The organism is Lelliottia sp. 489, from assembly GCF_050435885.1.
In the GTDB taxonomy this organism is placed as follows: Bacteria; Pseudomonadota; Gammaproteobacteria; order Enterobacterales; family Enterobacteriaceae; genus Enterobacter; species Enterobacter nimipressuralis.
On record NZ_JBNDLC010000011.1, the window covers coordinates 1 to 17,898 of the forward strand.

The 17,898-nt window shown below is 55.2% G+C and carries 17 protein-coding genes; 3 read left to right on the forward strand and 14 right to left on the reverse strand.

What is annotated here, in order from left to right:
• Positions 1 to 326: 326 nt before the first annotated feature.
• From hemG to pepQ, 4 genes are read right to left on the reverse strand one after another with little or no spacing between them, the layout of a single operon-like run.
• Positions 327 to 869, reverse strand: coding sequence for a menaquinone-dependent protoporphyrinogen IX dehydrogenase (gene hemG / locus ABIE11_RS20980; protein ID WP_429185333.1), 543 nt, complete (start codon positions 867 to 869; stop codon positions 327 to 329).
• A gap of 11 nt (positions 870 to 880) precedes the next feature.
• Positions 881 to 2,332: a Trk system potassium transporter TrkH gene (gene trkH / locus ABIE11_RS20985; RefSeq protein WP_100778474.1), complete on the reverse strand. Its 1,452-nt coding sequence runs from the start codon at positions 2,330 to 2,332 to the stop codon at positions 881 to 883.
• 39 nt (positions 2,333 to 2,371) lie between these two features.
• A complete protein-coding gene (locus tag ABIE11_RS20990) occupies positions 2,372 to 2,986 on the reverse strand; it encodes an IMPACT family protein (protein WP_429185374.1) in 615 nt (204 codons plus the stop codon).
• Positions 2,986 to 4,317 carry a Xaa-Pro dipeptidase gene (pepQ, locus tag ABIE11_RS20995; protein WP_107702654.1) on the reverse strand — a complete coding sequence of 444 codons (1,332 nt, stop codon included), beginning with the start codon at positions 4,315 to 4,317 and terminating at the stop codon, positions 2,986 to 2,988. The genes ABIE11_RS20990 and pepQ overlap by 1 nt, the downstream gene beginning before the upstream one ends.
• A 188-nt stretch (positions 4,318 to 4,505) precedes the next feature.
• On the opposite strand from pepQ, the gene fadB reads away from it, so the two are divergent.
• Entirely contained in the window at positions 4,506 to 6,695 is a 2,190-nt protein-coding gene (gene fadB / locus ABIE11_RS21000; RefSeq protein WP_107702653.1) for a fatty acid oxidation complex subunit alpha FadB, read from the forward strand.
• 9 nt (positions 6,696 to 6,704) lie between these two features.
• Complete coding sequence (gene fadA / locus ABIE11_RS21005) at positions 6,705 to 7,868, forward strand: acetyl-CoA C-acyltransferase FadA (protein ID WP_429185334.1); 1,164 nt, start codon at positions 6,705 to 6,707, stop codon at positions 7,866 to 7,868.
• A gap of 92 nt (positions 7,869 to 7,960) precedes the next feature.
• On the opposite strand, the gene fre is transcribed toward fadA, so the two are convergent.
• Positions 7,961 to 8,662 (reverse strand): NAD(P)H-flavin reductase, encoded by a 702-nt coding sequence (gene fre, locus ABIE11_RS21010; RefSeq protein ID WP_100778469.1) that lies wholly within the window; start codon positions 8,660 to 8,662, stop codon positions 7,961 to 7,963.
• A 30-nt stretch (positions 8,663 to 8,692) separates the two neighbouring features.
• Positions 8,693 to 10,198 (reverse strand): 4-hydroxy-3-polyprenylbenzoate decarboxylase, encoded by a 1,506-nt coding sequence (ubiD, locus tag ABIE11_RS21015; RefSeq protein WP_429185335.1) that lies wholly within the window; start codon positions 10,196 to 10,198, stop codon positions 8,693 to 8,695.
• 170 nt (positions 10,199 to 10,368) lie between these two features.
• Here ubiD and rfaH point away from each other — a divergent pair, with 170 nt between their 5' ends.
• On the forward strand, positions 10,369 to 10,860 hold the full coding sequence (rfaH, locus tag ABIE11_RS21020) for a transcription/translation regulatory transformer protein RfaH (protein ID WP_102105636.1): 492 nt from the start codon (positions 10,369 to 10,371) through the stop codon (positions 10,858 to 10,860).
• Here rfaH and tatD read toward each other — a convergent pair.
• The 8 genes from tatD to rmuC all read right to left on the reverse strand — a co-directional run bounded on the left by tatD (position 10,857) and on the right by rmuC (position 17,860).
• Complete coding sequence (gene tatD, locus ABIE11_RS21025; protein WP_429185336.1) at positions 10,857 to 11,639, reverse strand: 3'-5' ssDNA/RNA exonuclease TatD; 783 nt, start codon at positions 11,637 to 11,639, stop codon at positions 10,857 to 10,859. The two genes, rfaH and tatD, sit on opposite strands and share 4 nt — an antisense overlap.
• A gap of 41 nt (positions 11,640 to 11,680) precedes the next feature.
• Positions 11,681 to 12,451, reverse strand: a complete 771-nt coding sequence (tatC, locus tag ABIE11_RS21030; protein WP_100778465.1) for a Sec-independent protein translocase subunit TatC — start codon at positions 12,449 to 12,451, stop codon at positions 11,681 to 11,683.
• 2 nt (positions 12,452 to 12,453) lie between these two features.
• A complete protein-coding gene (gene tatB, locus ABIE11_RS21035) occupies positions 12,454 to 12,993 on the reverse strand; it encodes a Sec-independent protein translocase protein TatB (protein ID WP_102105638.1) in 540 nt (179 codons plus the stop codon).
• Between the two features lie 3 nt (positions 12,994 to 12,996).
• Positions 12,997 to 13,251, reverse strand: a complete 255-nt coding sequence (gene tatA, locus ABIE11_RS21040) for a Sec-independent protein translocase subunit TatA (protein WP_100778463.1) — start codon at positions 13,249 to 13,251, stop codon at positions 12,997 to 12,999.
• A 73-nt stretch (positions 13,252 to 13,324) separates the two neighbouring features.
• Positions 13,325 to 14,965, reverse strand: coding sequence for a ubiquinone biosynthesis regulatory protein kinase UbiB (gene ubiB, locus ABIE11_RS21045; RefSeq protein ID WP_100778462.1), 1,641 nt, complete (start codon positions 14,963 to 14,965; stop codon positions 13,325 to 13,327).
• Positions 14,962 to 15,567, reverse strand: a complete 606-nt coding sequence (gene ubiJ / locus ABIE11_RS21050) for a ubiquinone biosynthesis protein UbiJ (protein WP_429185337.1) — start codon at positions 15,565 to 15,567, stop codon at positions 14,962 to 14,964. Before ubiJ ends, ubiB begins: the two co-directional genes overlap by 4 nt.
• Positions 15,568 to 15,580: 13 nt before the next feature.
• Positions 15,581 to 16,336 carry a bifunctional demethylmenaquinone methyltransferase/2-methoxy-6-polyprenyl-1,4-benzoquinol methylase UbiE gene (gene ubiE, locus ABIE11_RS21055; protein WP_100778460.1) on the reverse strand — a complete coding sequence of 252 codons (756 nt, stop codon included), beginning with the start codon at positions 16,334 to 16,336 and terminating at the stop codon, positions 15,581 to 15,583.
• 66 nt (positions 16,337 to 16,402) lie between these two features.
• Positions 16,403 to 17,860, reverse strand: a complete 1,458-nt coding sequence (gene rmuC, locus ABIE11_RS21060; RefSeq protein WP_429185338.1) for a DNA recombination protein RmuC — start codon at positions 17,858 to 17,860, stop codon at positions 16,403 to 16,405.
• Between the last annotated feature and the right edge of the window lie 38 nt (positions 17,861 to 17,898).

A 17,898-nucleotide genomic window follows, 5' to 3' on the forward strand; every position in this document is an offset into this window, starting at 1 on the left:
GACTTTGGTATTCATTTAGCGTCTTGCGACGTTTAGAATCCATGTCACTTTGAGTGCCCACACAGATTGTCTGATAAATTGTTAAAGAGCAGTGCCGCTTCGTTTTTCTCAACGGCGCGGGGTGTGCATATTACGCTTTCCCGCTTCAGAGTCAAGCTTTATTTTCGCTTATCTCTGTTGGTGTTCATCTCTGAACCCCGCTAACCCGGCGGCGTGTATGCCGTTGTTCCGTGTCAGTGGAGGCGCATTATAGGGAGTTATTCTGGGGTGACAAGCATAAAATCGAAAAAAGTTATCGTTCGCTTATTTTTCAAACTCACCGTCGATTAAACCCGCGAATCGACCGTTAATTGTGCGATTTCCCGCGCAAAACTGGCCACCTGCGGCCAGTCCGTATAAACCACTTCTTTACGGGTATCCGTCTCCCCCCCGGTCATCTTCATAATGAGGCGGATCATAAAGCGGTCATACCAGCTATAGCGTGGATAACGCAGTGCGCCCGCAAACACAGCACAGCGTTCTGGCTGCCACGGCGAGTTCAATAAGAACTTACGCGTATAGCTGTTGGTCTGCGGCGTGCGTTTCTCCGCTTTACGTGCAACCAGGTTCACCGAATAGAACGCACCGGGCAGGCTGTTTAGTGTCGCCAGATGTTTTTTCACAAAGCGATCCAGCGCAGGATGGAAATGGCCATAACGAATAGAAGCGCCAATCACCACGCGATCGTAATCCTGCCAGTGAATATCTTCCGTCCGATTGAGATTCACCACATCAGCGTAAACGCCCTGCTCTTTCAATTCAGACGCCAGATAAAAGGCGATCTCACGCGTCTGACCATCACGTGTCGAAAATAAAATAAGTGTCTTCACCAGCTAGATCCTTACTCGCGCCAGAATGTTGGGGTGAACAGCACCAGCAATGTGAATACTTCAAGACGCCCGAACAGCATATTGGCAATCAGGATCCACTTCGCTACCGGATTCATGCTGGCAAAGTTATCCGCCACCACGCCAAGCCCCGGCCCAAGGTTATTGAGCGTTGCTACTACGGAAGCAAACGCCGAGAAATCATCAACGCCGGTGGCGATAATCGCCAGCATGCTGACGATAAAGACCAGCGCGTAGGCAGAAAAGAAGCCCCACACCGCTTCAAGAATACGTTCCGGCAGCGCGCGGTTGCCAAGCTTAATGCTATAAACCGCATTCGGGTGTACCAGACGTTTCAGTTCACGGTTACCCTGCTTGAACAGCAGCAGAATACGGATGACCTTAAGGCCCCCGCCCGTGGACCCCGCACAGCCGCCGATAAAAGCAGAGCACAGAAGTAGTACCGGCAGGAACAGCGGCCAGCGGGCAATGCTGTCCGTGGTAAAGCCCGCCGTCGTAGCCATCGACACCACCTGGAAGAAAGCCTGGTTAAGGGTCATCACGGCCGAGCTGTAAACATCGTGGAACCACAGCACCAGCGTACAAATGATAACCAGCGTCAGTTGCACGCCGATAAACATCCTGAACTCAGGATCGCGCCAGTACACCCTCAGGCTACGCCCACTCAATAAAGAGAAGTGCAGGCCGTAGTTACAGCCGGAGATCAGCAGGAAGATAGCAATAATAGTGTTGATAGTCGGGCTATCGAAATAGCCCACGCTGGCGTCGTGAGTCGAAAACCCGCCAATCGCAATCGTGGAGAAACTGTGGCCAATCGCATCGAAGGCAGGCATCCCGGCAAACCACAGGGCCAGCGCACACGCGACGGTCAGTAGCACGTAGATGAACCAGAGCGTTTTTGCCGTCTCGGCAATACGCGGACGCATCTTATTATCTTTCAGGGGGCCTGGCATTTCAGCACGATAGAGCTGCATCCCACCGACGCCCAGTATCGGGAGAATCGCCACGGCGAGGACGATGATCCCCATACCGCCAAACCATTGCAGCATCTGGCGATAAAAGAGAATGGCATGCGGTAGCGAGTCCAGCCCCACCAGCGTGGTCGCCCCCGTGGTCGTTAACCCGGAAAAGGATTCAAAAAACGCGTCGGTCACGGTTAGATTCGGCTGTTCCGCGAAGATAAACGGCAGCGCACCCACGCTCCCCAGCACGGTCCAGAACAGCACCACAATCAGAAAGCCCTCGCGGGACTTCAGCTCGCCCTTCTCGCGACGGTTAGGCCACCAGAGGATAGAGCCAATCACCAGCGCGGCGAAAAAGGTCTGCGTGAACGCACGCCCCGCGCCGTCCCGATAGATAAGCGCTACCAGCCCTGGGAGGATCATCGTCCCGGAAAAGAGTATGACCAGCAGTCCAACAATTCGGGTTATGGCACGAAAATGCATCTCTGCCGTTCCTTTGGTATTCAAAAAGTAAGGTGGGGATTATTCTTCAATCGGCAGTAATTGCAACGCACCACGACTAAAATCAGCCAGTTTTGCTGAAAAAGCCGCCAGTTCCGCCTGAGGAAGCGCCACGCGTAATTGTACCGTCGCCTGGTAATCACTCTGCACAATCACGCCGTTAACGTTTTTAAGCAGCGTTTCGATGCCAGATAACTGAGCGTAATCACACAACAAAGTATATTCGGTAAGTGGCGTTTTGCGGACCGTCTGCAGCAGATTAATCGCCTGCTGCACTCCTCCGCCGTAGGCTTTTACCAGCCCACCGGTTCCTAACAGGATGCCGCCGTAGTAGCGAACCACCACGGCGGTGATCTCCCCGACGCCGCTTCCCATCAACTGAGAGAGCATCGGTTTACCCGCTGTTCCTGCGGGCTCACCATCATCAGAAAAGCCAAGCTGTTGCGAATCATTGGGCGGACCGGCGACCCACGCCACGCAGTGGTGGCGGGCATCGGGATGGTCTGCGCGAACAGATTCAACAAAGGCTTTCGCCGCCTCCACGCCGTCCGTATGGGCCAGCAGCGTGATAAAGCGGCTCTTTTTGATCTCTTCGACGAAGGTGACCGGCTCAGCCGGTATCAGCCAGCTGTCCATCACGCCAGTTTCTGATCTCGCGTCATGTTCTCGATGCTGTTTTCGTGAATCACCACGTTATCTTCGATACGAATGCCACCGAACGGCTTCAGCGCCTCAATTTTCTGCCAGTTGAAGTGTTTGCTGAACGGGCCTTCACGCCACGGCTGCAGCAGAGAGTCGATGAAGTAAATGCCTGGCTCAATGGTCAGAACCATGCGCGGTTGCAGCACACGGGTGCAGCGCAGGTATGGATACTTCGACGGCGCAGCCAGATGGGTGCCGGTATCATCCTGCATAAAGCCAGCCACATCATGAACCTGCAGGCCCAGCGGATGACCAATCCCGTGCGGCATGAACGGCCCAGTGAGATCGTTTTCCACCATCGCCTCTTCGCTCATATCCGTCAGAATCTGATGTTTACGCAGCAGTTTGGCGATGCGCTGATGGAATTGAACGTGGTAATCGACGTAGCTGGTACCCGCTTTGAGGGTGCTGATAAGCGCCAGCTGTTCGTCATTGACATCTTTGATCAGCTGCGCGAAATCCGTATCGGCGTTCGCCGCCCAGGTACGGGTCAGATCGGCTGCATAACCGTTGTATTCAGCGCCCGCATCCAGCAGGAAACTGCGCATCTCGGCCGGCGCGCGGTGATCCAGTTTTGTATAGTGCAGCACGGAAGCATGCTCATTCAGCGCCACGATGTTGCTGTAAGGCACGTCCGTATCGCGATGGCCGGTCGCCGTCAGGTACGCCTGATTAATGTCGAACTCGCTCATCCCGGAAAGGAAGGCTTCCTGGGCCGCCTGATGACCGTTCACCGCCGTTTTCTGCGCTTCGCGCATGCAGGAGAGTTCATAGTCGGTCTTATACGAACGGTAATAGTGCAGATAATCAATCACGCCTTTCGGGTTGATGTTATCCGCAGAAATATCCAGACCCCGAGCACGTTCTGGCACCGGACCAATATACCCGATGTTGCCACGCGCAGCAGGCAGCTGACTGCCGATACCGTCGGCTTTTGGCAGGGCAATCACATCCACTTCTTCGGTCCAGAAGCTGGTCGGCAGCGGCTCCACGTTGTGCCAGTAATCGACCGGCAGATAGAACCACAGTTTCGGCTTGTTCACGCCATCCACCAACAGCCAGCAGTTGGGAACCTGCGTCACCGGTACCCAGGCTTTAAACTGCGGATTTACCTTGAAGGGATACGGATGGTCATCCAGGAAGACGTTGACCAGCTCACCAGAGTGAATAAGCAGCGCATCGAGCTTAAAGCGGGCCAGTACATCGCGGGTACGTTCCTGTAACGTAACAATATGATTTTTATAAAGTGAGGCCAGTGAGTCCATCATTCTTCCTTTCTTTATTGAGCTCAAGTCTTCGCATCTTAGCACACCTCGCTTTTACTGCGTGATTTCCACCGAGCGTGATCAATGCAGCATTTATTTAATGAGTGATTTGCATTTTATTAACATAAATTCCACACTCGACTTCATCTGGTATGACCAGATCCAATTGCTGGATTCAGGAGACTGACATGCTCTACAAAGGCGACACCCTGTACGTAGACTGGCTGGAAGATGGCATCGCCGAACTGGTGTTCGATGCCCCCGGCTCAGTCAACAAACTCGACACCGCGACGGTGGCCAGCCTCGGCCACGCGCTGGATGTCCTCGAAAAACAATCTGATTTGAAAGGGCTGCTGCTGCGTTCTGAGAAAGCCGCCTTTATTGTCGGTGCCGACATCACCGAGTTCCTCTCCCTGTTCCAGGTGCCGGAAGAACAGCTCAGCCAGTGGCTGCATTTTGCCAACAGCGTCTTTAACCGCCTGGAAGATCTTCCTGTTCCCACGATCTCTGCCGTCAACGGCTACGCGCTGGGCGGCGGCTGCGAATGCGTGCTGGCAACAGACTATCGTCTCGCCACGCCGGATCTGCGCATCGGCCTGCCGGAAACCAAGCTGGGCATCATGCCGGGCTTTGGCGGTTCCGTACGTATGCCACGTATGTTGGGCGCCGACAGCGCGCTGGAAATTATTGCTGCAGGTAAAGACGTAGGCGCAGATCAGGCGCTTAAAATTGGCCTGATTGACGGCATCGTGAAGCCGGAAAAACTGCGCGACGGTGCGATCAGCATTCTGCGTCAGGCGATCAATGGCGATCTCGACTGGAAAGCCAAACGCCAGCCGAAGCTTGAGCCGCTGAAACTCAGCAAAATTGAAGCCACCATGAGCTTTACCATTGCCAAAGGCATGGTGATGCAGACCGCCGGAAAACACTATCCGGCACCGATCACCGCCGTTAAAACCATTGAAGCCGCCGCACGCTTTGGCCGCGAAGACGCGCTTAAATTAGAAAACCAAAGCTTCGTGCCGCTGGCGCACACCAGCGAAGCACGCGCGCTGGTCGGCATTTTCCTCAACGATCAGTACGTGAAAGGGAAAGCCAAACAACTCACCAAAAACGTTGAAACGCCAAAACACGCGGCGGTACTCGGCGCAGGGATTATGGGCGGTGGGATTGCCTACCAGTCGGCCTGGAAAGGCGTGCCGGTAGTGATGAAAGATATCAACGAGAAATCCCTGACGCTGGGCATGAACGAAGCGGCCAAGCTGCTCAACAAACAGCTTGAGCGCGGCAAAATTGACGGTCTGAAGTTGTCGGGTGTGATCTCAACCATTCAGCCAACGCTGGAGTACACCGGTTTTGACCGCGTGGACATCGTCGTTGAAGCGGTCGTCGAAAACCCGAAAGTGAAAAAAGCGGTACTTGCAGAAACGGAAGAGAAAGTGCGCCCGGATACGGTTCTGGCGTCCAACACCTCGACCATTCCGATTGGCGAACTGGCGAGCGTCTTGAAGCGCCCGGAAAACTTCTGCGGCATGCACTTCTTTAACCCGGTCCATCGTATGCCACTGGTCGAAGTGATTCGCGGGGAAAAAACCTCCGACGAAACCATCGCCAAAGTGGTGGCGTGGGCCAGCAAAATGGGCAAAACCCCAATTGTGGTAAACGACTGCCCAGGCTTCTTCGTCAACCGCGTGCTCTTCCCGTACTTTGCCGGATTCAGCCAGCTGCTGCGCGACGGCGCGGATTTCCGCAAAGTCGACAAAGTGATGGAAAAAGTATTCGGCTGGCCAATGGGCCCGGCGTATCTGCTTGACGTGGTCGGCATTGATACGGCGCACCATGCGCAGGCTGTGATGGCCGCGGGTTTCCCACAGCGGATGCAGAAAGATTATCGCGACGCCATCGATGCGCTGTTCGACGCCAGTCGCTTTGGGCAGAAAAACGGTCTGGGTTTCTGGCGTTATAAAGAAGATAGCAAAGGCAAGCCGAAGAAAGAGGACGATGCTGCCGTTGAAGATCTGCTGGCTGGCGTCAGCCAGGCAAAACGTGATTTCAGCGACGAAGAGATTATCGCCCGCATGATGATCCCGATGGTCAACGAAGTGGTGCGTTGCCTGGAAGAAGGCATTATCGCAAGCCCGGCAGAAGCAGATATGGCGCTGGTCTACGGCCTCGGCTTCCCTCCGTTCCACGGCGGTGCGTTCCGCTGGCTGGATACGCTCGGCAGCGCGAAGTATCTCGACATGGCGCAGCACTATCAGCATCTCGGGGCGTTGTATGACGTGCCGGAAGGCCTGCGTAATAAAGCGCGTCATAACGAACCGTACTATCCCCCAGTTGCGCCTGCCCGTCCGGTTGGCGAGCTGAAAACGGCTTAAGGAGTCACAATGGAACAGGTTGTCATTGTCGATGCAATTCGCACCCCGATGGGCCGTTCGAAGGGCGGCGCATTCCGCAACGTGCGTGCGGAAGATCTCTCCGCGCACCTGATGCGTAGTCTGCTGGCGCGTAATCCTGCGCTGGAAGCGGCTGCGCTGGATGATATTTACTGGGGCTGCGTACAACAAACACTTGAGCAGGGTTTTAACATCGCCCGTAACGCTTCCCTGCTGGCCGAAATCCCGCATTCGGTTCCGGCGGTCACCGTCAACCGTCTGTGCGGTTCGTCAATGCAGGCGCTGCACGATGCGGCTCGCATGATCATGACCGGCGATGCGCAGGTCTGTATGGTCGGTGGCGTCGAGCACATGGGCCACGTGCCGATGAGCCACGGCGTCGATTTCCACCCAGGCATGAGCCGTAACGTGGCGAAAGCCGCAGGCATGATGGGGCTGACCGCCGAAATGCTCTCCCGCATGCACGGCATCAGCCGCGAAATGCAGGACGCCTTTGCTGCGCGCTCTCATGCCCGCGCCTGGGCCGCCACGCAGTCCGGCGCCTTTAAAAATGAGATCCTCCCGACCGGCGGCCACGACGCTGACGGTGTACTGAAACAGTTTTACTTCGACGAAGTGATCCGCCCGGAAACCACCGTCGAAGCGCTTTCCACGCTGCGTCCGGCGTTTGACCCGGTGACCGGCACGGTGACGGCAGGCTCATCCTCTGCCCTTTCCGACGGTGCAGCGGCGATGCTGGTGATGAGCGAAAGCCGCGCTCGCGAGTTAGGCCTGAAGCCGCGCGCTCGCGTCCGTTCCATGGCCGTAGTGGGCTGCGATCCCTCGATTATGGGTTACGGCCCGGTTCCGGCGTCAAAACTGGCGCTGAAAAAAGCCGGGCTGACGGCCAGCGATATCGACATGTTTGAGATGAATGAGGCGTTCGCCGCGCAGATCCTGCCGTGCATTAAAGATCTGGGGCTGATGGAGCAGATCGACGAGAAGATCAACCTCAACGGCGGCGCGATCGCGCTGGGTCATCCGCTGGGTTGTTCGGGCGCGCGTATCAGCACCACCCTTATCAACCTGATGGAACGCAAAGACGCTCAGTTTGGTCTGGCGACGATGTGTATCGGGTTGGGTCAGGGGATCGCGACGGTGTTTGAGCGGGTGTAATGAGAAGGCCGGGGGCGTTACGCTCCCCGGCCTGTAACAGAATAAATGATTTAGTTGCCGTTTTTCCCGCCTGTCAGGGGCGGGTTTTTTATTTAGATAAACGCAAACGCATCGCCGAACAGGCGATCTTCCCGCGCATCACGCTCATGGCAGAACAGGTCGCGAGCAATCTTCGCCATCTCAAAACGCCCGGCAATATAGATATCGTGTCCGGCCAGCGTCCCGTGATCCTGCAACACCGCTGTCAGCACCGTACCTGAGCGCCCGCGCCAGCCCTCTTCCGGCTGCTCAACTACAGGCTCAACGCGCAGATTCGGGTGCGTTACGCTCAGTGCTTCCAGCTCGGAAAGATCGTAGAGATGTTTCTCTTCGCGACCGCCCCAGTAAATGGTGATGTCGCGGTCCGGGTTTTGCGCCAGCGCAGTCAGCAGAATCGAACGCACATAGGAGAAGCCCGTTCCCCCGGCAATCAGAATCAGCGGACGATCTTCGTCTTCACGCAGCCAGGCTTCGCCGTGCGGGATATCGACATTGATTTCACGCTCTTTCAGAATACGGTCCATCACCGCCATGGCATACAAATTAAGCTCTGACGCACCAATATGCAGCTCAATAAATTCCTGCTCCGCTGGCGTAGACGCCATAGAGAAAGGGCGCTTATCACGTTCATCCATCACCACCATCAAATATTGGCCAGCGCGGAAAGAGAACGCCGCCTCCGGAACCAAACGGACGCGATATACGGTGTCGGTGATAGCATCTACCGAGGTCACTTTACAGCTTAAGGTTGTCATTCGCTCTCTCTGTCGGGAAGTCTATAGGGCTTAACGGTCAGACTCGGGCTTACCGTCATTCAATATGGCCAACTCGTCCCAAATCGCGTCAATTCGCGCGGTCACTTCAGGATCTTTTTTAATCGGGCGACCCCATTCACGCTCAGTTTCGCCGGGCCATTTATCGGTGGCATCCAGTCCCATTTTTGAACCAAGCCCAGAAACCGGCGAGGCAAAATCCAGATAATCAATCGGTGTATTTTCCACTAACACCGTGTCGCGCGCCGGGTCCATACGCGTGGTGATGGCCCAGATAACGTCATTCCAGTCGCGGGCATTGACGTCGTCATCACAGACAATAACAAATTTGGTATACATAAACTGGCGCAGGAATGACCACACGCCCATCATCACGCGCTTGGCGTGACCTGCGTACTGTTTCTTCATCGTCACCACAGCCAGGCGATAGGAACACCCTTCTGGCGGCAGATAGAAATCGACAATTTCCGGGAACTGCTTTTGCAGAATCGGTACGAACACTTCATTCAGTGCGACGCCTAATACAGCAGGCTCATCCGGCGGACGGCCGGTATAGGTCGAGTGATAAATCGCATCTTCACGCTGCGTAATATGCGTAACGGTAAACACCGGGAAGCTATCCACTTCATTGTAGTATCCCGTATGGTCACCATAAGGCCCTTCCGGTGCCAGCTCGCCCTGTTCGATATAGCCTTCAAGCACGATTTCCGCGCTGGCAGGCACTTCCAGGTCGTTAGAAATACACTTCACCACTTCGGTTTTGGTGCCACGCAGCAGGCCTGCGAAAGCGTATTCCGACAATGTATCAGGCACCGGCGTCACGGCGCCGAGAATGGTCGCCGGATCGGCACCGAGCGCCACTGAAACCGGGAAACGCTCGCCCGGATGTGCCGCACACCACTCCTGGAAATCAAGCGCACCGCCGCGATGCGACAGCCAGCGCATAATCAGTTTGTTTTTGCCAATCAGCTGCTGGCGATAAATACCGAGATTCTGACGCTCTTTATGCGGGCCACGGGTAACCGTCAAACCCCAGGTGATCAGCGGCGCGGCATCTTCAGGCCAGCACTGCATGATAGGGATTTTGGTCAGATCGACGGCATCGCCTTCGAGGATTTTCTGCTGGCACGGCGCACCGCGCAGGCGTTTGGTTGGCATATTCAACACCTGCTTAAACTGCGGCAGTTTGTCGAACAGATCGCGGAAGCCTTTCGGCGGCTCTGGCTCTTTCAGGAATGCCAGCAGTTTACCGACTTCACGCAGCGCACTGACATCTTCCTGGCCCATCCCCATCGCCACACGCTTAGGCGTGCCGAAGAGGTTGCAGAGCACCGGCATGGAATAACCTTTCGGATTTTCAAACAGCAACGCGGGGCCACCGGCACGCAGGGTGCGGTCAGCGATTTCTGTCATTTCCAGATAAGGATCAACAGGGAGCGTAATGCGTTTGAGTTCGCCCTGCTTTTCCAGCAGCGCCAGGAAGTCGCGTAGATCGTGGTATTTCATGCAGTTAGTCATGGCCTCTCTGTAAGCGCTTCATTATACGGCGTTCGTCATCATGACGCTGTAATTTTGTTAAATAAGCGTGAAGTTCTGCCTCAACTTCCGCTTTCGGCCATTATAATCACCTTAGCGATCCCTTCGGGGTTTTGATATGCTTGCGCCGCGAACAAAGGGAAAGAGTGATTATGCAAGCCTGGTATTTACTGTATTGCAAACGCGGGCAAATTCAGCGTGCGCAGGAACATCTTGAGCGTCAGGCAGTCAATTGTCTGATGCCTGTTATTACGCTCGAAAAAATGCTGCGCGGCAAGCGTACAACAGTCAGTGAGCCGCTGTTCCCTAACTACCTTTTCGTCGAATTCGACCCGGAAGTGATCCACACTACCACCATCAATGCCACGCGGGGTGTCAGCCACTTCGTGCGATTTGGCGCGCATCCGGCCACCGTGCCGTCGACGGTGATCCACCAGCTTTCGGTCTACAAACAGCCGGAAGATATTACCGACCCTGAAACGCCGTTCCCCGGCGATAGCGTTGTTATCACCGAAGGGGCATTCGAAGGGTTTGAGGCAATATTTGCCGAGCCAGACGGCGAAGCGCGCTCCATGCTGCTGCTGAACTTCCTTAATAAACAGGTACGTCAGAGCGTCAAGAATACCGAATTCCGCAAGGTTTAAAACGTCACGCCGAACAGGCGACGGACGTTTTCATCCGTCTGTGCGTCCAGCCACTGCAATTCTTCGCCCCGCCAGTGCGCGATCCGCTCAACGATATGGCCAAGATAAGCCGGTTCGTTGCGTCGTGATGCAGGTTTGGGCCGCATATCACGCGGCAGAAGGTACGGTGCATCCGTTTCGACTAACAGCCGATCGGCAGGAATAACCGGCAGCAGCTCGCGCAGCTCCAGTCCACGTCGTTCATCGCACACCCAGCCGGTAATGCCCAGGTACAGCCCGCGATCCAGACACTCGATAGCCTCCTGGCGGGAGCCGGTAAAACAGTGCAGCACCGCGCCAGGCAGCTTATCCAGCCAGGGTTCCAGCAGCGTCAGAAAACGTTCGTGGGCGTCGCGGCAATGCATAAACACCGGCATCCCGAGTTCTGCCGCCAGCGCCAGCTGCACAGTAAACGCCTTCTCCTGCTCGGCAGGGGTAGAAAAGTTGCGGTTAAAATCGAGACCACATTCACCAATCGCCACCACCTCTGCTGTTTTCGCCAGCGCATACAGCGTTCCGGCGCTTTCATTATTCCAGTGGCTACTGTCGTGAGGATGCACGCCTGCGGTTGACCAGCAGTGCTCAAAGCCTTGCGCCAGCTGCTGCGCATGTTCGCTTTCCTGAAGGTTGGTGCCCGTCAGCAACAGCCCGTTGACGCCCGCGGCAAAGGCACGCGCCACCACCTCATCACGATCTTTAGCAAACTGCGAACTGGTCAGATTTAAACCGATATCAAACATGCTCTCTCCCATATGACAACCGCCCTGTCGGGCGGCTGGTTTTACTCTTCTGTCGGATTCTCTGGCTCATCTTCTTCGTCATCCCGTGAGCGACGTTTGCCCACATAGAAGCGCGAGAAGAACACGCCAACCTCAAACAGGCAGTACATCGGTATCGCCAGCAGGGTTTGCGAGAAGACATCCGGCGGCGTCAGCAACATTCCGACCACGAACGCGCCCACCAGCATATACGGGCGTTTCTTACGCAGATCTTCCGGCGTGGTGACGCCCATCCAGCAGAGCAGGACGATCGCGACCGGCACCTCGAAGGCCACGCCGAACGCCATAAACAGCGCCATCACAAAGCTTAGGTAGCTGGCGATGTCCGTCGAGACCTGCACCCCTTCCGGCGCGGTGTGCGTCAGGAAGCCGAAGGCCAGCGGGAAGACGACGAAGTAGGCAAAGGCCATGCCGATATAAAACAGCAGCGAGCTGGAGACCAGAAGTGGGATCACCAGCTTACGTTCATGTTTGTAGAGCGCTGGCGCCACAAACGCCCACACCTGGTACAGAATCACCGGCGCAGACGCAATCAGCGAGACCCAGAAGGTCAGCTTGATTGGCGTGAAGAACGGCGACGCCACATCGGTGGCAATCATCGTTGCACCCAGCGGCATCTGCTTAATCAACGGCGCGGAGACAACCTGATAGATATCGTTAGCGAAATAGACCAGGCACAAGAAAATCAGGAAAACGGCAATAATGCAGTTTAACAGACGCTTACGCAGCTCAATGAGGTGCGTAATAAGTGGTTGAGTATCATCTACTGCCATGTTTACGCTTTATCACTCGACGAGGGGGCGGATTCGGAAACGGGCGCGGCGGCTTTTGCTTCTGCGGCTTTCGGTTTTACCTCAGGCTCTTGTGCAGGGACGGGCTCTTGCAGATCAGGGGCTTGCGATGGCGCACTGGCCTGATGCTCCGCTTCGGCAGGCGTAACGCCTTCGCGCTGAGCGTCGCTATCTTTTACCAGCGGATTACGAATAGTGTTCGCTTCATCGCTCGCTTTTTCAGGATCGTTGACGCTGTAAGAACGCTTCATGGACTCCGCAGCTTCACGCAATTCATCCATCGAGGCTTTCAGCTCAGGCGACAGATTATCCATGCTCGCCTTTTCAACCTTTTTCAGGCTGTCCTGAAACTCCTGGAGCTTGAGTTCCTGCGCCAGTTCATTTTGCACCGTCGTGGCCAGCGAGCGCAGCGCGCGTACCCAGCCTGCGACAGTTTTTACTGCCACCGGCAGACGTTGCGGGCCTAATACAATCAGGCCAATCACGAATACCAGCAGCAGTTCACCAAAACCAATATCGAACACGACTTACACCTGCTCTTTATCGTGGCGTTTAGCGTCTTCCTTTTTGGCTTCGTCCTGTTTGTCTGCGATGGTTTTAGCCGTGAAATCCGCGTCCTGGCTGGATTTTTCTTGCTTGTCTTCATCATCGCTGATGGCTTTCTTGAAGCCTTTGATGGACGCGCCAAGGTCGGAACCGATAGAACCGAGCTTTTTGGTGCCGAACAGCAGCACGACGATGACGGCAATGATTAACAATTGCCAGATACTGATACCACCCATACTACATCCTCGATAGATGATTAATTAATCAGGTTGCATTATACGTATGCAACCTGGCGATAGCGACGCAAATTCAGCGCGTTTTTCTCCAGCCGATCAGCCAGACCACAAGGCCTCCGGCCATCACCCAGGCGGGCATCATCTCCCAGTCCGGGCGGTTGATCAGCAACAGCGTGCCGCTGAGCAACAAGGTAGCGCCAATGCCAAAGAGGTAGCGAGACTGCCCCTGACGCACGCGATTGGACTGAAGCTCGCTGGCGATTTTATCCATGCTGTGCTGAAGGTTCTTGCTCTGACGCAAAGTGTCGTAAACCAGTTCAGGGATCTCTGGCATTTTTTCGATCCAGAACGGCGCTTTGTCTTTAAACGCACGCACCAGCGAAGGAAGGCCCACCTGATCCTTAATCCACGACTCAAGGAAAGGTTTCGCTGTTTTCCATAAGTCTAACTGAGGATAGAGCTGGCGGCCTACGCCCTCAACGTAAAGTAGTGTTTTCTGAAGTAAAACTAACTGCGGTTGCACTTCCATATTGAAGCGTCGCGCGGTGTTAAAGAGATTCAGCAGAACGTGGCCAAATGAGATTTCTGACAGCGGCTTCTCAAAAATCGGCTCGCAGACGGTGCGGATCGCAAACTCGAACTCTTCGACGTTGGTATCCGGCGGAACCCACCCCGAATCCACGTGCAGCTCGGCCACCTTACGGTAATCGCGATTAAAGAAGGCGATAAAGTTCTCTGCCAGATAGCGTTTATCTTCTTTGTTCAGCGAGCCGACAATACCGCAGTCGATGCCGATGTATTTCGGATCTTCCGGATGTTCGTAGCTGACAAAAATATTACCTGGGTGCATGTCGGCGTGGAAAAAGCTGTCGCGGAATACCTGAGTGAAGAAGACCTGCACGCCGCGCTCGGCCAGCAGTTTCATGTTGGTGCCCTGATTTTCCAGCGCCACCACATCCGAGACGGGAATGCCGTAGATGCGCTCCATCACCATCATGTTCTGACTGCAATAGTCCGAATAGACCTCAGGCACATACAGCATCGGGCTGTTTTCAAAGTTACGGCGCAGCTGAATGGCGTTGGCCGCTTCGCGCAGTAAATTCAGTTCATCGATCAGCGTTTTTTCGTACTCACGTACCACTTCGACTGGGCGCAGACGACGACCATCCGGCAACAGGCGCGGGACCCAGCGAGCCAGACGATAAATCAGCTTCATGTCTGCTTTAATGATTGGCAGGATATCCGGGCGAATCACCTTAATGACGATCTCTTTGCCGTTCTCTTTCAGGCGCGCAGTATGCACCTGCGCAATGGAGGCAGAGGCCAGCGGGGTGATCTCAAAATCATCGAACCAGGTTTCAACAGGAATGCCGCCCATCGCCTCTTCAATCTGCTGCTTGGCACGTGCACCGTCGAAGGGTGCAACGCGGTCCTGAAGCAACGCCAGCTGATCGGCAATTTGCGGTGGGAAGAGATCGCGGCGAGTAGAGAGCATCTGCCCAAATTTAATCCAAACCGGGCCGAGCTCCTGCAACGCCAGTCGCAACCGCTCGCCGAGCGGCTGATCTTTATGACGGTTTGGCATCCAGAACAACATGCGCCGCCCGAATCGCAGCGGCAGCGTAATACGCATTTTGGGGATAAGCTCGTCGAGCCCGTAACTCAAAAAGGTGCGGACGATAAAGTAGAGGCGCCGAATTTCACCAGGCGTCATTTGCCCTCCAGTTTTTCCAGCCGTTGGGTTAGCGCGTCAACCGCGCGTTCGACAGCGGCGGTTTCTTCTGCAAACCACGCCATCTCAAGCGGACCGGACGCCATTTGCCACTCTTCGGTCAGCACTTCAGCCACGTAGCGTTGCTGGCGCTGCGCTCCTTTACGTAAAAAGGACGACCCGCCGCGCAGAAACTTGCCGATGCCTTCAGCCACGATGTCACCGGTATAAGGTGCCAGCAGCTCCGCCGGGTCAAACTCAGCCAGATCGGCCAGTGCGACGAAGTTTTGCACCACCTGAATATCGCCTTCGACTTCCAGCTCACCGCTGCGGATTAGCGCCGTGAGTTGCTGACGGTCACGCAGTTTTGGCAGCACGCTCATGTGCGTAATGACAGAGCAATCGGCGTCGCCTTCCCACTCGCCCACGACATCCAGCTGACGTTCGCTGAACACCAGCACCAGCGGCGTCGAGAACTCTTTTAGCACCACGCGAAGTACCTTGCCGTTTAGCCGCTGGCGCGCCGTTTTCAACGCAGGCGAGCGATACAAAAAGGTATTCAGGACATTCTCGATGCCTGCGGTGACTAACGGTTTAAAAGGCATACGTTGCCTCCAGTCAGAACTTGTAGCCGCGATGCAGCGCAACAACACCCGCCGTCAGGTTGAAGTACTCAACGTTTTCAAACTCGGCATCCTGCATCATGGCTTTCAGGGTGTCCTGATCCGGGTGCATACGGATAGACTCCGCCAGATAGCGATAGCTTTCTGCGTCTTTTGCCACTAATTCGCCAATACGCGGCAAAATGTGGAACGAGTAGGCGTCGTACGCTTTGCTCAACGGCTCAATAATTGGTTTGGAGAACTCCAGCACCAGCAGACGTCCACCCGGCTTCAGCACGCGATACATGGAACGCAGCGCTTTTTCTTTTTCGGTAACGTTACGCAGACCGAAAGAGATGGTGATGCAGTCGAACGTATTATCGGGGAACGGCAGGGCTTCGGCGTTAGCCTGTACATATTCAACGTTACCGACCACGCCGATGTTGCGCAGTTTTTCGCGCCCCATTTTCAGCATGGAATCGTTGATATCAGCCAGTACAACGCGGCCCGTTTCACCGACCATGCGGGAGAATTTTGCGGTCAAATCACCGGTACCGCCGGCTAAATCCAGAACGGTTTGACCACGGCGAACACCGCTACAGTCGATAGTGAAACGCTTCCACAAGCGATGAATGCCGAATGACATCAGGTCATTCATGACATCGTACTTTGCCGCCACGGAATGGAATACGTGGGCCACCATGTCTGCTTTCTGCTCTTTGGCGACAGTCTGAAAGCCAAAGTGCGTTGTTTCTTGTGAATCTTCAACCATCTCAGTGCCTGCTAATCAGTCAAATGTGCATGAAGTGTAACAGATTGGGCGCGTTTGCCCTACGATTCAACCACCCTGAAAGAATCGTTCTGACTGCGTTTCAGGGGTGGTTTGTGCCGCTAACTCACTGTCATCACTGCTCATATTTCGTTCATTCACGCCTTCGCGCAGACGATACTCTTCATCCTGGGCCGTGGCCTGCTCCGCCAGTTCCGGATTAATCTCGCGCTTAACCTCTACGCCCAACGTGCGAAACGCTTCGGCTTGTGCCAGCAAGTTACCCCGCCCGGAGGAGAGTTTTTTCATCGCCTGTCGATAGTTATCCTGCGCGCGATCCAGGCTTTGCCCCACGGAGGACATATCGTCGACAAACAGGCGCATTTTGTCATACAGCTTGCTGGCGCGATCGGCAATCTGCTGCGCGTTACGGCTTTGATGTTCGTAGCGCCACAGGTTAGCAATGGTGCGCAGCGCTACCAGTAGCGTGGTCGGGCTGACCAGCATAATGTTGTTTTTCAGCGCTTCGGTGATCAGCTCCGGCTGTCTGTCGAGCGCCAGCAGAAACGCCGGTTCGACCGGGATAAACATCAGCACATAGTCCAGCGACCGCAGGCCAGGCAACTGCTGATAATCCTTACGGCCCAGCAGACGAATGTGATTGCGCACGGAGGCGATGTGTTCCTGCAGCGCGGATTCGCGGGTGAAATCGTCTTCCGCATTGAAGTAGCGCTCGTAGGCCACCAGCGTCATTTTGGCGTCAATCACCACGTCTTTTCCCTGCGGCAGACGCACGATCACATCAGGCTGCATCCGCGAGCGGGAATCGGTCTCAATACTGACCTGCGTTTCATATTCGTAGCCTTCGCGCAGCCCGGAGGCCTCCAGCACGCGGGTTAGCACCACTTCTCCCCAGTTGCCCTGGGTTTTGTTATCGCCTTTCAGGGCGCGCGTCAGGTTGACCGCCTCTTGCGCCATTTGCGCATTTAACTGCTGAAGATTACGGATCTCGTGCGCCAGCGTATGACGTTCACGGGCTTCCTGACCAAAGCTGTCCTGCACCTGGCGACGAAAACCGTCGAGCTGTTCGCGCAGCGGCGTCAGCAATCCATTCAGGCTCTGGCGGTTTTGTTCATCGACGCGGCGATTGCTCTGTTCAAAAATACGGTTGGCGAGGTTTTCAAACTGCTCGCTGAGGCGCTGTTCGCTGTTGATCATCTGGCGGATTTTATCTTCCGCATGCAGCTGGGTGGATTCGAGACGGGTGGTGACTTCGCGGAGATCCGCTTCCAGGGAGGTATTAATATCGCGCAGATTGCGCAGTTCGTTGTTGAGCAACTCGCACTCATCGCGCCAGTGGCTGCTCTGGGCCAGCTGCTGTCTGGCAGCGCTCAACTCAGCGACGATCTCTTCACGATCGAGCAGTTGTTCCGCTTTCTGCTGGGCATGTTGATAGCTCGAGATCAGCCAGCCAATGACCAGCCCCGCCAGCGCTATCGCCGCATAAACGATGATTGAGATATCCACAACGCCTCCTGCATCAAACCATTACCGCACAAAATAGA